The sequence below is a fragment of the Roseivirga sp. YIW32 genome, from assembly GCF_057219245.1.
On sequence record NZ_JBXVVG010000001.1, the window covers coordinates 919,598 to 932,254 of the forward strand.

11 protein-coding genes are annotated in these 12,657 nt (G+C 42.5%); 2 read left to right on the forward strand and 9 right to left on the reverse strand.

Annotated elements, in window-relative coordinates:
- Nucleotides 1-8: 8 nt before the first annotated feature.
- The 3 genes from AC2D6U_RS04490 to AC2D6U_RS04500 all read right to left on the reverse strand — a co-directional run bounded on the left by AC2D6U_RS04490 (nucleotide 9) and on the right by AC2D6U_RS04500 (nucleotide 2,389).
- Nucleotides 9-431, reverse strand: coding sequence for a PH domain-containing protein (locus AC2D6U_RS04490; RefSeq protein ID WP_484719749.1), 423 nt, complete (start codon nucleotides 429-431; stop codon nucleotides 9-11).
- 69 nt (nucleotides 432-500) lie between these two features.
- Nucleotides 501-1,367, reverse strand: a complete 867-nt coding sequence (locus AC2D6U_RS04495; RefSeq protein WP_484719750.1) for a glycoside hydrolase family 16 protein — start codon at nucleotides 1,365-1,367, stop codon at nucleotides 501-503.
- 314 nt (nucleotides 1,368-1,681) lie between these two features.
- The gene (locus tag AC2D6U_RS04500; protein ID WP_484719751.1) at nucleotides 1,682-2,389 is read right to left on the reverse strand and encodes an endonuclease/exonuclease/phosphatase family protein; all 708 of its coding nucleotides are present in this window, start codon (nucleotides 2,387-2,389) and stop codon (nucleotides 1,682-1,684) included.
- Between the two features lie 237 nt (nucleotides 2,390-2,626).
- On the opposite strand from AC2D6U_RS04500, the gene AC2D6U_RS04505 reads away from it, so the two are divergent.
- Together AC2D6U_RS04505 and AC2D6U_RS04510 are read left to right on the forward strand one after the other, a co-directional pair.
- A complete protein-coding gene (locus tag AC2D6U_RS04505) occupies nucleotides 2,627-4,093 on the forward strand; it encodes an alpha-L-fucosidase (protein ID WP_484719752.1) in 1,467 nt (488 codons plus the stop codon).
- Nucleotides 4,094-4,213: 120 nt separating this feature from the next.
- Entirely contained in the window at nucleotides 4,214-6,871 is a 2,658-nt protein-coding gene (locus AC2D6U_RS04510) for a glycoside hydrolase family 3 protein (protein ID WP_484719753.1), read from the forward strand.
- A gap of 129 nt (nucleotides 6,872-7,000) precedes the next feature.
- On the opposite strand, the gene AC2D6U_RS04515 is transcribed toward AC2D6U_RS04510, so the two are convergent.
- The 6 genes from AC2D6U_RS04515 to AC2D6U_RS04540 all read right to left on the reverse strand — a co-directional run bounded on the left by AC2D6U_RS04515 (nucleotide 7,001) and on the right by AC2D6U_RS04540 (nucleotide 12,616).
- Complete coding sequence (locus AC2D6U_RS04515; protein ID WP_484719754.1) at nucleotides 7,001-7,378, reverse strand: DoxX family protein; 378 nt, start codon at nucleotides 7,376-7,378, stop codon at nucleotides 7,001-7,003.
- Nucleotides 7,379-7,460: 82 nt separating this feature from the next.
- Nucleotides 7,461-7,934: a Crp/Fnr family transcriptional regulator gene (locus AC2D6U_RS04520; RefSeq protein WP_484719755.1), complete on the reverse strand. Its 474-nt coding sequence runs from the start codon at nucleotides 7,932-7,934 to the stop codon at nucleotides 7,461-7,463.
- A 439-nt stretch (nucleotides 7,935-8,373) separates the two neighbouring features.
- Nucleotides 8,374-8,856, reverse strand: coding sequence for a hypothetical protein (locus AC2D6U_RS04525; protein ID WP_484719756.1), 483 nt, complete (start codon nucleotides 8,854-8,856; stop codon nucleotides 8,374-8,376).
- Between the two features lie 57 nt (nucleotides 8,857-8,913).
- Nucleotides 8,914-9,579: a hypothetical protein gene (locus AC2D6U_RS04530; RefSeq protein WP_484719757.1), complete on the reverse strand. Its 666-nt coding sequence runs from the start codon at nucleotides 9,577-9,579 to the stop codon at nucleotides 8,914-8,916.
- Nucleotides 9,580-9,658: 79 nt separating this feature from the next.
- Entirely contained in the window at nucleotides 9,659-10,228 is a 570-nt protein-coding gene (locus AC2D6U_RS04535) for a Crp/Fnr family transcriptional regulator (protein ID WP_484719758.1), read from the reverse strand.
- Between the two features lie 99 nt (nucleotides 10,229-10,327).
- Entirely contained in the window at nucleotides 10,328-12,616 is a 2,289-nt protein-coding gene (locus tag AC2D6U_RS04540) for a glycoside hydrolase family 3 protein (protein ID WP_484719759.1), read from the reverse strand.
- Nucleotides 12,617-12,657: the final 41 nt, after the last annotated feature.

Below are 12,657 nucleotides of genomic sequence, written 5' to 3' on the forward strand. Positions count from 1 at the left end.
CGATCTCCTCAGACCGCCACAATGATTTTTGGGTTAATCGATTGCAGAGCTGCAATAAGGCCTTTTTTGTCTTTAGGTGAAATGACCACCGAATTCCATTTTCCATAAAGAATCTCGATGCGATCGAATGAAGCTGCCGGGCTTGCCAACCAAGATGAGGTCTTTTGAATTTTAGTAATAGCTGAAATAGGGATGCTTAGGTTATTCATAAAACCTGCCTTAATTCTTAATTCTTCTGCATCGTTTATCCAGTAGTGTATGCTGAAAAAGGCGTGCAAAATAAATGCGATCGTTAGGATCATAACGATCGACAGTATGACCAGCGCTTGTGTCGGCGCACCATAAATGGCTGGGAGCATCCATGAAGCCACAGAGGTCAAAAGCACAAAGCTTAAAAGTCCATGGCTGATCTTTGATTTATAGATGATCATTGTGATAAGTTCATTTCAATGAAACCCTTTTCAATAGTGCTGTTAGGTATGGTTCAATGTGATTTCAACTTAGTTCTTTCTCAACTCATGCTTCACCCAATCCACTTCCATTTCCCAATTTTGGGTCATGGGTGAATTATTGATCTTGGCGAAATTCAAGATGGCAAAAAGTGGCTCTGGGAAGTTCTTTCCTTGGCCTTCAGCACGATAAACTTCTTGCTCATCCAATCTAAAAACGAGATCATCTCCTTCCCATTCCACAGAGTAGTCATGAAATTCATCGAGTTTAGCTTCTTGTACCAACATCAATTGCTGCCAGTCTCCACTTTGACATTCGCCAAGGCTTTTGATGGCTCTTGCGGCATAGTGATCAGGTCCGCCATCGCTATGGTGTTCGAAAATGTCAATTTCTCCAGATCCAACTAGGGGCCAACAAACGTTTTCGTCTTCATCTTCAACAGGAGGCTCATTATTTCTCGCACCGAGTAGCCACCAAGCAGGAAACATTCCCGATTGTCCGCTATTCGCCACCCGAAGCCTGGCGCTCCATTTACCTTTGATGAATTCCTTTCGATTTTTAGAAATGATCCTGCCCGCGACGTAGGGAGTGGCTGGGTGTTGTTCACCTGTTTTGACATCACGGTTGTTGCAGGGTTTCGCTTCACCTAGGTCGATGACGCGCAACTTCAGTGTTCCATCACTTACTTCACGTGTATTGTATTCACCGTTAGGGACATAGCAATGGTTCTCATTGTTCACCCAGATCATTTGATCCTGCCAATTTTCTTCGTTGAAGGAATTGAAATCATCGAAGAAATCGACTTCCCAGGGGCTTGTAGCAGTTTCTGCGGCTGATTTTTCTTGTTTATTGCTGGTTGAACAGGCTGTAATCGCTATGAAAAAGACTAAAACAGTGATGTGTTTGATTTTAAGCATGGGTCGATTTTGAATGATTTTCGATTTGAATATAAGAAAATTGAATTGTTCCATTGAGTCCATTTAGGTTCGAGACAAATGAAGAGTATCATCTCCTCATAGGAGATTTTTCGGTCGTGTCTCCCTCTGAATGACGGCTAGGATTGAGAATGATGAAATAAAATAGACAACGCCACTCAGAGCCTAGCGAAGAGTCTCCTGAGTGAAAAAGGAGATTCTTCAGTCGTCCTTCGTCCTTCCTCTGAATGACGGATAGGATTGAGAATGATGAAATAAATTAGACAACGTCACTCAGAGCGTAGCGAAGAGTCTCCTCAATAAGTTAACTCCAACTTCGCAACCAATGGCCGATGATCGGAAACCATAGGCTCTTCCAGCAGGTCGATCATTAATACCTTTAGCTGAGAATCTTTCGTGCTTCGGTAGATCACATGATCGATCTCCACCTTGTTTTCTCCCTGAAAACTCAAACGATCTGCCCCTTTGTCGGCAAATTGAAACCCTGCGGTATAAAATAACTGCATGGTAGGAGAATCGGGTGTGCAATTAAAATCTCCTGTGATGATCGTGGGTATTTCAAACTGTGCCAGATAGGTGATGAGAGCTTTGGCTTGTGCACTCCGCCTCTTTTCACCTTCATCACCTGATATCCAATCGAAGTGTACGTTGGCGAAAAGGAGTGTGACGCCCTCCACCAATTCAATTTCCTGAACAATAGCCGATCGCGGCTCATAAAGGCCATCAGGCAGGGGGAGAAGTTGGGTTGAACGAATGGTTTTGCCAGAGAGTGTGGCCATGCCATAAGCACCCCCTTGAAAATCCATAAAGGGTGCGAAAGTGCCTGTCATGTTGAGCGCCTTAGCAAAGAAGGCGGTTTGATCTATGCTGTCTGAGCGCTGTGCCAAATGGTCGATCTCCTGCAGGGCCACAAAGTCTGGTGCTTGTCTTTGGATCACGGCCAAGGCACGGGATAAGTCCAAGGAATCGTCATTTCCCACCCCATGCTTGATGTTGTATGACATTAGCCTTACTTCAACTCTTTTTTGAGTTTGGCAGGAGTTGAAACTGAGGACAATAATGATTAAGAAGGAGAATAGGAGACTTGATTTCTTCACGCTAATGAAGGTATGAAATCCTCTATTTTCTCCCAAGGGTCAGATGAATTGACCAGTTGGGGAAACTGAAAGCCTGCTACACACTTGAATTGTTTTCAACGCTTTTCACCTTCAAGGAATCAATCCATTTGATTATTTTTCGAAATGAAGAAGAGATGCTACCTCTACCTGGCCATCGTACTAACTCTTGCTGCTTGTTCACCTAGTGTTCAAGCTCCAGATCCTATTGGACCGTTGCCCACAAAGGCCCAGTTGGCATGGCAAGAGATGGAGTACTATGCTTTTGTCCATTTCAACATGAACACGTTTACCGATATGGAATGGGGCTACGGTGACGAACCAGCTACTACGTTTGATCCATCGGCCTTGGACACCCGACAATGGGCTCGTGTCGCAAAGGAAGCGGGCATGAAGGGCATCATCCTTACAGCAAAGCACCACGACGGTTTTTGTTTGTGGCCTTCGAACTTTACCGAGCATTCTGTAAAAAATAGTCCATGGAAGAATGGACAAGGTGATGTACTGGCTGATCTTAGGGCTGCGTGTGATGAATTTGGACTTAAAATGGGGGTTTATTTATCACCCTGGGATCGAAATCATCCACAGTATGGACAACCCGAATATGTGACCTATTATCGAAATCAGGCCATCGAGTTGCTCACCAATTATGGAGAGATCTTTGAGTTTTGGGTAGATGGAGCCAATGGTGGCGATGGCTATTATGGAGGAGCAAATGAGACGCGAAATGTAGACAGAACGACTTATTATGATTGGGACAGTACATTCAATTTGGTGAAGTCACTTCAAGAGGACATTATTATTTTTTCTGATGGTGGACCCGGAACACGCTGGGTAGGAAATGAAAATGGTTTTGCAGGAGAAACAAACTGGTCAACTTTCCGCGCAGAACAATTTGCTCCAGGTGTTGGGCCCTACCAAGAGTCACCGTTTGGTCATGAGGATGGAGAATATTGGGTACCTGCAGAGGCTGATGTGTCTATCCGTCCGGGATGGTACTATCACGAAAGTCAAGACAACGAGGTCAAGTCCTTAAGCCAGCTTTTGGCTATTTACTACAAGTCAAACGGTAGAAACGCAAACCTGCTCCTCAATTTGCCTGTCGATCGGAGAGGGTTAGTCCACGAAAATGACGTGGCGGCCTTAATGGAGCTTAGAGAAACATTGGACCACACATTTGCTAACAACCTGGCAACTCGGGCTCAGGTAACTGCATCGGATGAGAGAGGGGCTGGTTTTGAAGCGAGGAATGTTACAGATGCCTCAGGGGATACGTATTGGTCTACACTCGATGGAGTTCATTCCGGAATGCTGACACTGGAATTTGATGAACCCATCACGTTCAATCGACTCAGGTTACAAGAATTCATTGCCCTAGGACAGCGAGTGAAGGCTTTTGAAGTGTGGGTAAAGAAAGGAGAAGAGTACATGAACGTAGCCACGGAAACGACGATTGGCTATCAACGCATTCTTCGGTTCAATGAATTAACAACCACTTCGATTCAACTAAAATTTATCGATGCAAAAGGTCCGCTGACCATTTCTAACCTGGGGATTTACCTGGCCACAAAAGAACCAGCATTCTCCGAATGAAGGGTTTAAGGAGGAGTGTTAGAAACATTCACAAGTGAATTTCACCAAATAAATAGTTCTACAGGCTCCGAACACATAGAATAATACTGCAGCTTATAATACTTACATTACTCAATTATTATGTCCATTAAACGACTTCTCACTTTTGTTTTTATACTCTGTGCCTCGACCACGGTTGCTCAGCAGTTACCTTATCAAAACCCATCACTGAGTACTGAAGAACGCGTTAAAGATCTTTTGTCTCGGATGACGCTGGAGGAAAAAGTTCGGCAAATGGATATGTATAACGGAGCAGAAATGAAGACGAATGAAATGCTTAACCTCGTTGCAGTAGAAGAAAGGTTCAGCGATGGATTAGGCGTGGGATCTATCCACGATCTGTATCCCAAAGATGCTAAGACGATCAATTCTTTGCAGGAGTATGTGATCGAACACAATCGATGGGGCATTCCTGCGATCATCTTTTGTGAGTTTCTGCATGGGTATACAGGTGCTGGCAGCACGGCCTTTCCGATGAACATAGGTTTAGGTGCAACTTGGGATCCTGAACTGATGAAACGGGTCGGGCAGGTGATTGGCAAAGAAGGTAGGGCCCATGGTATTCACTTCGGTTTAGGTCCTAATTTGGACCTAGGCAGAGAGCCACGATGGGGAAGAATTGCCGAGACTTTTGGCGAGGACACACATTTAGCCAGTACATTGGGAACAGCATTGATCCAAGGAATCCAAGGCGATGACCTAAGGTCCAAGACATCCATGATCGCCGAGCCCAAGCATTTTGCTGCTCACGGATCTCCTGAATCGGGAGGAAATGCCGGCCCTGTATTACTCGGTGAACGTTCCGTTCGTTCTGACTATCTCCCTGTTTTTCGCAAGGCCTTTCAAGAAGGAGGAGCCTTAGGAACTATGGCGGCCTATTCTGAGATCGATGGAGTGCCGATGGCATCAAATGAGCATCTTTTAACAGAGATACTCAGGAATGAATGGGGTTATCAAGGTATTGTAGTTTCTGATCTAGGCGCCATTCGTTTTTTAAGAACCAGTCACCGTACTACCTCTACCAACAGAGAGTCCATCAGAGTAGCAGCAGAAGCAGGTGTCGATATGCAGTTTTATGATTTCTCCAATGAAGAGTACCAGACCACGCTTATCGATCTGGTGAATTCCGGGGAGATGGATGAGTCCGTGGTGGACCGAGCGGCTAGTGGAGTTTTACGCCTCAAATTCAAACTTGGATTGTTTGAAGACCCTTTTACTTCTCAAGAATTGATAGATGAGCATCACCACTCCGTTGAAAACCAGGAAGTAGCATTAGAAGCAGCACTTAAATCGATGGTGCTTTTAAAGAATGTGAACAATGCACTTCCATTGAGCAAAGACCTCAAAAAGATCGCAGTCATCGGTCCGATGGCCAATAAAGGTGAGTTAGGTGGTTATTCACTAAGAGATGGGTCCGAAGGAATGAGTGTTTTTGAAGGTGTCAAAGAGCTCCTAGGTGAAACAGCTGAAGTCCTATATGAAGAAGGGGTTCCATTGATTTACAAAGGCCAAGTCATTCCATTTATAAATTTAAAAACACCTGATCGGTCAAGTGCAGGCCTAAAAGCTAGTTTTTATAATAATCGTAATTTGGAAGGTGATCCTGTGTTGACCCGGATCGATAGGCAAGTAGGATTTACATGGGAAGCCTCTCCTGGACAAGGGGTTAATCCCGATCAATTTTCTATCCGATGGGAAGGTTGGTTAATACCGGATGTAGACTTTGAGGGCTGGATCGGAGTGAGTTCAGACGATGGCGTCCGTTTAGCAATAGACGGCCAAATGGTCATCGACAACTGGCGCAAAGGAGCTACCAATATCGAGACAGCCCCCATGTTGTTCAAAGCGGGACAAGAATATAAAGTGGTGCTCGATATGTGGGAAGGAGGTTATGGCGCTAAAGCATTCTTGCTTTGGAATAAGGAGAAGCCTGACTACACCAAAGCGGTAAAGCTGGCCGCGGAGTCAGAAGTAGCCATCGTAGTAGTTGGGGAGTCCAAAGAATTGGTGGAAGAGAACAAAGATGTGACCAGCCTGAATCTCTACGGGCTTCAGCAAGATTTGGTCGATGAGATCTTAACGACAGGTACTCCTGTGGTCGCAGTGCTCTACAATGGTCGTCCACTGAGCATCAATGGATTAGATCAGAAAGTACCTGCGATCTTGGATGCATGGTTTCCTGGCGAAAAAGGAGGATTGGCAGTGGCTCAAACGCTCTTTGGCGATTTTAACCCAGGGGGGAAGCTACCGGTCACTTTTCCAAGAAACGTGGGTCAGCTGCCGATTAACTATTCGTCCAAACCTACACGCAATCATCGTTATGTTGATGAAAAGATTACTCCCCTGTATCCTTTTGGCCATGGCTTAAGTTACACCACATTTGCGTACAGTAATTTGAGTGTTCAAACAAAAGGCAATGGCTATTTAGAGATTCAAATCGAGCTAACCAATACAGGAAAAGTAGCAGGAGAGGAGGTCGTTCAGGTTTATTTATCCGATGTCATCAGTTCTGTGACGACTCCTGTAAAACTGTTAAAGCGCTTTAAGCGTTTAGCGCTCAAGCCCAATGAAACACAGAAAATTACTTTTTTCCTCGAACCCGAAGATTTGGCCCTCTGGGACAGATCTATGGAAATGGTTGTGGAGCCCGGAACTTTTAGAATACAAGTGGGAGGTAACTCTATTGAAGGATTAAAAGTAGATTTTGATGTTTTAGAGGAGATTAGACTAAGAAAATGAGGACTATGAATAAGCACAAGCACCTGATAAATAGAGTGAAAAAGGTGCTTGTGTTTATCGTTTCCTTAAAATTTTAGTTTCTAAAATCATTAATTCCAGAGGCTGCCTCAGGATGATGACCAGATTTTTTTATAAGAACCTGCCAATAGCAATCGCCAATGCAAATGTCATAATGACAAGATTAGTTGTAATTGCTTTAGGGCCGTCCTTTCTCTTCATGTGAAGCACCATGGCTCCAATCATGATACTTGTAGCGCTTGCAGCGGATAAGGGTGTAAGCCAGTTAGGTAATGCCTGAACGAGTAGGGGTACAATTAATCCTATGGCAATTAAGAATTCAAGTGCTCCAATCAGCTTAATGTTGCTGCTAGAAACGTCATCCACCCAGTCCATACTTCCTTTGCCTTTCACTTTTAAATCTTCTTTCGAGTTTGATAATTTCATTAGTCCTGGCATTAACATCATTAAAGCCAACAGACCTTGTAAAATCCATAATGTAGTATTCATCTTTCTTGTTTTTTAAGGCAAAGATGGAGCGGTACAATTTGCATTGCATTGATGTATGTTAATAAAACGAATCAAAGTGCTTTTACTTTTTAAGATGATGGGCCTTTGCTCTGCTGAGAGCTTCGGGAGTTACGCCAAGGTAGGAGGCTATCATTCGCTGTGGAACACGTTGGCTAACATTAGGATACGTTTCAATAAAGTGTCGGTATCGGTCTATAGCAGAGTAACTCATTAACATTGTCACACGCTTCTGGAGTACAAAAAGACGTCTTAGTAGAGGTTCAATGTCTATATTTTCTTTGCCTTTTTCTTTGGTGGTTACCTCAATAACTGAATCCTCTAGTGCATCAATGTATAGTTCACAAGGAATAGTTTCATAAGAAGCATCTGCAACGATCCATCCCTCTGGTGCAAACATAAAAATGTGTTCTTTTCCTTTTTCATCGATCGTATAGCTCCTCAAAAGGCCCGATTTAACAATAAATGCCTGTGTGCTAAAGTCACCTTTCCTTTGTAAAATTTGTCCTTTATTAATCTTAAGTTCCTTCAAATTCAATTATTTCTTGTTGAGTTCAATGCAATGGTGTGGCCTGTGAAGTCCTAAGTGTTCAGGATTGAAATGGTTTAAGTTTACCCAGAACAAATACCGTGGATTGAAGATATCAAATTATTTGTGAGGTTGTATTGACATACGGAGGTAGAGCACCAAGCCAATGAATCACTAATCATTTACTGAAACCAAAAGATGTGGCCTTGAACCCTGTACTAGAAAGGACGATGCAACCTAGCCAAGTACGTAGTCGACTGGGCAAGTCAGTAGAAGATTAAAGAGAAGGTTTTGATGTGTAGAAAGAGTAGTTGAGGAAGATAACGCGCATATATGGCACATGCATCTGACCTTTTCAATATTACAAATGGTTTAAGTTTTGTTCATTTCTTTCAGATTGTTAAGAAAAGACATGCACTATATCGCTTGCTAACGACTACGGGCCTTTTTAAATGAAAATCATAGCTAAAGTCAGTATAGTGCCCGCCAATGCGAAGTAAACTCCTTTTTTGAATACGGACATTCTGGGTGAGTACATCCAAAATGCAGAAACAACAAAGAATAAAAGGGATAAGCCAAAGAAGATATTTAGAAAATATAAAGGACTATTGGTGGTTGCTTTGTGCAGCCTTTCCATTTTTTCCAAGAGAAATGGGAGCTCCATTTTTTTTACTATGGCTAAACCTGTTTTCTGATTGTAAGATCCGTCCTTAAAGAAAAGAACATCACCCTGTTTATCGCTTATAACAATGACCATCCTCAGTTTCGGGCTTAGCTCACCACCAGTCAGGTTTGGCTCGAGTTGAGTTTCAACTACCTGTTCCGATTTAAGAAAACTAGTTTCTCTAAAAATCATAACGATACCGCTCAAAGCGTAGACAACCATGATTCCCGCTAGGAAGAACCCTAAATAGCGATGGATAACACGCATTGAGTTTCTTATTTATTTGATATTTTTCATTTAATAAGTGTTTTTTAATGCGATAAGCTAAAAATCCCAGCCTATAAAAAAACCGTAATTTTCTGTGAAGTTTTTATCCGGACCGTATTGATCCAAATTAGCGCCAAGACCATAATTGAAGTTTCGCTTTTTCAAGCCGATTCTTAAATACATAAAACTCCTATTATGTCGGCTTTCACCCAAACTCTCGTTCAATAGTGCCTGAAATCTCGTATAAAGCGATATCTTTTTATTGATAGGTGGCTTAAACTCATAAGATCCAAAAAAGCTCAGGTCATGTTTTCCATCAATCGAATATGACACGATAGATACCGCCAAAAATTTACGTGAAGCATAAACATGCTTAGGGCCAATAACTGGGGTGAGACCAACTGCTGCGTTAACATTTACTCCTCCCATAAAACCAAATCCTTTCCCCAAATCATAAGTGATTTGATTGATAAGGGCGAGGTCATTTTCATAACTATTCTGGTTGTAACCGGAAGTATAGGTGGTTAAACTGAAGAAGGAAAATTTACTATTTGGACTAAAATTTCGATTGAGAACCAGCTGTGAAAACACCGCCTCATTACCAAATAGTAATTCAGCCGGAATGGGAGGTTGCTTATCCTGTGCATAGCTCTTCAGGCCGCTTAATAAAAAGGCGATCAAAACAATTATCAGCCTCTTGTGCTCAAAACTACTATTCCTCATTGTCGTATTTTTCTGATTACAAAGGACGGGAATAGGATAGATGAAAGTATTGCTCTATAGCAACGTTTTCAACAAGTGATTATAGTTCAGATTTCAATCTGCTTAGCGTGTATTGTGTGACGCCTAGATAGGAAGCAATGACTTTACTCGATAGTTTACTTAATATTTTGGGATGATGGGCCATCAGCCATTTAAGTCTCTCAAGCGCAGAATAGCCTTGAAATCCATAGATCCGTTGTTGTGACATGATGTAGGCCTGTTCCAGCATGTTTCTGTAAATAGAGCTGATCTCTGGCATAGTATTCACGAGAGTATAGAAATCTTGTCTTTTGATCTTCAAAACTTCAGTACTAAGAGCAGTCTGCATAAACTCCTCAGAAGGCTGCTGATTAATGAAACTGGTTAGAGCCGTTCCGAATTTATTTTCAAAAGCGAAATATCGGGTCATTTCATTTCCTTCAGGATTCGTTGTATAAAACCGAATGCACCCTGAATTGACGAAATACATAGAGGTACAGGTTTCTCCTGCGCGAAGAAGAAATTCATTTTTCTTTAATGTTTCTGGTTCAAAATGTGTTTTTATACGATCAAATTGATCAGGGCTTATACCCGGGCCATCTGTTAAGTAGCTATGTAGTTGTTCAAACACTTAGATGTGATTTAAAGAATTACGATTGCCATCACATCGATATTTTGACGTATTCTTCATCAGGAATTATTCAATATGCACACAGTTAAGAATAGTCCTTTACCTATATTTTTTAGTTCTAGCATCTTCTATTTCACCGCTCCAATTGAGGCCAAAAGCAAAATCATATGTATGGTCTTCGGAATCTTTATAGGCTGTCATATCTCTAGGTACATCTTCAAACTGGGCCTCTACGGTTAACATATTGGAAGGCATCTGAAAAGGTAATAATCCGGAAGGTTCTGTCTTGCCAGAAATGATTTCCATTAAAGCTTGGTCTTGAACACCCATATGAATCAAGATAGAAGATGCACTAGGTTCAATTTCAGAGAAGATCATCGGTTTGGATACCTTTATTACCACAATCACAGGTTTATCACCCATTTTACTTTTGGTTGTAGTGACCAGATCCATGTCTGAACTGTTAACAGTTTTAACGGATTTGTCTTTGTAGGTTCTATTCGTGAAATCTTCTAACGGACTACCTCCTGCAAGACTGACTTCCCGAGCGGTTGAAGCAGTATATGGACCGTACTGCAAACTAATAGGAACGTAGCCATTACCGCCTTTTGCTAAATCAGCCGCATCGTAACCTACACCACCATTTGGGCTTTGGATACCTACCAATGCAAAGTCAGCATCATTCGGATCATCTACGACATCGTAATACTGAGCAATCACCGCCATATTAAAGGGCGATTCAGTTTTTGCAGGCGTTACATTACCAAACCAATTAATGGTTGAGGTCACATAGCGCTGTGGAATATAGACTTTTCGTTTTTCTTTTATAGGTAGTGTGCTTGATTGATTTTTAAGCATCACTATCGAACGTAGTTGTGCCTCAAATCCAGCCTTCATGAATTCTGGGTTTCCTACTATTGCCTGGGTTTCTTCAATAGGTAAATAGGGGTTTTCGAAAAGACCTACTCTAAAGATATTCTTTAACAGGCGAATCGCAGAAGTTTCAAATCGCTTGCGCATGTATTCCTCTCCGTGTTCTGCAACTCCCAATTCGTAAGCAGCTAGTACGGGCTTCATGTCATTGTTTCCTCCGAATTGGTCCATGCCAGCTTCAATCGCCTTGTAATGACGTTCAGCAACAGAGAGATCTTCTACACCCCAGGGTTTTCCTTGAAATTGATCAACGGAAGCAACATCACCGGTTATACCCCAATCTGTACACAATACGCCGTCATAGCCATATTTTTCTCGTAAAAGATCAGTGATCAAGTATTTATTATAGCCATTGGCAACCGCTTCACCTTCGCCAACCGAAATGGTGTAATAGGGCATCACGGCAGATGCCATTTTCGTAGCACCATCCAGATTAAAAGCTCCTTCAGTGAAGGGTTTTAGGTGATCTCCAAGGTTTTTGCCTGGATAAACAGCATATGCACCATACCCAAAATGCCCATCACGGCCACCTTCTCCAGGTCCTCCACCAGGCCAATGTTTTACCATGGTGTTGACGCTTTCAAAACCCCAATCTCCCCCTTGAGAAGATTGAAACCCATCGACATAGGCTTTGGCTAAGTCTGCTGCTAAATCAGGATCTTCACCCATTGTGCCATCAAACCGGCTCCATCTTGGTTCGGTGGCTAAGTCAATTTGTGGTGATAAGGCAGTAGCAATTCCCAGGGCACGATACTCTTTCGAGGCAATGTCTCCAAATTGTTTCATCAGTTCAGGGTCGAAAGATGCGGCAATCCCTAATGTGCCTGGCCACATAGAAATGTCACCACCTGCTCCTTCATTGAATTCTGCATAAGTGTCGCTTCCATGTCTTGGGTCAGAACTTGTATTTACGGGTATGCCCAGCCCCATGCCTTCTACAAAAGCTTGCGCATTATTATTCCATTGAGCAGAAATAGCAGCACTTTCAACACTGGTAATTAACACATGTCTTAGGTTATCTTCTGTTAGAAACTTCTTTTGGGCATCAGAAAGGTCGCTTGGTAATGCACCACTTTCTTCATAGGATTTACCTCCGTAGTTAGATCCTCGTCTGCCTCTGGCGGGAATTGATTGATGCCCACTGTAAAGCATCAAACCTGCAATTTGCACTACAGACATTTTGGAGGCTAAGTCTGCCGCTCTTTGCTCAACAGGTAAACGCCAATCTTCATAATCATCCAACTTACCATTTTGATTGAGGTCTTTAAAGGCATATCGGTCTACAGTCAATAGGCCCACGCCAGAATTAGGACTAAAACCTAAGGTACTTCCGTTTTCATTCATAACGCTAATGAACCCGCCTTTCGACTCTGTGGTGAATCTTTCGCCACAATTGGTAAGTAAAAGGAAAGGGGTAAGGGAAAAGAGGAGTTGGATTAGATTCTTGGTCTTCATAGTTACTTAATTTACACGGGAGGCTTTAATTTGTCATTATG

Coding starts and splice junctions, on each gene's coding strand:
- AC2D6U_RS04490 (WP_484719749.1), bottom strand. CDS start 431: ATGATCATCTATAAATCAAAGATCAGCCATGGACTTTTAAGCTTTGTG.
- AC2D6U_RS04495 (WP_484719750.1), bottom strand. CDS start 1,367: ATGCTTAAAATCAAACACATCACTGTTTTAGTCTTTTTCATAGCGATT.
- AC2D6U_RS04500 (WP_484719751.1), bottom strand. CDS start 2,389: ATGTCATACAACATCAAGCATGGGGTGGGAAATGACGATTCCTTGGAC.
- AC2D6U_RS04505 (WP_484719752.1), top strand. CDS start 2,627: ATGAAGAAGAGATGCTACCTCTACCTGGCCATCGTACTAACTCTTGCT.
- AC2D6U_RS04510 (WP_484719753.1), top strand. CDS start 4,214: ATGTCCATTAAACGACTTCTCACTTTTGTTTTTATACTCTGTGCCTCG.
- AC2D6U_RS04515 (WP_484719754.1), bottom strand. CDS start 7,378: ATGAATACTACATTATGGATTTTACAAGGTCTGTTGGCTTTAATGATG.
- AC2D6U_RS04525 (WP_484719756.1), bottom strand. CDS start 8,856: ATGCGTGTTATCCATCGCTATTTAGGGTTCTTCCTAGCGGGAATCATG.
- AC2D6U_RS04530 (WP_484719757.1), bottom strand. CDS start 9,579: ATGAGGAATAGTAGTTTTGAGCACAAGAGGCTGATAATTGTTTTGATC.
- AC2D6U_RS04540 (WP_484719759.1), bottom strand. CDS start 12,616: ATGAAGACCAAGAATCTAATCCAACTCCTCTTTTCCCTTACCCCTTTC.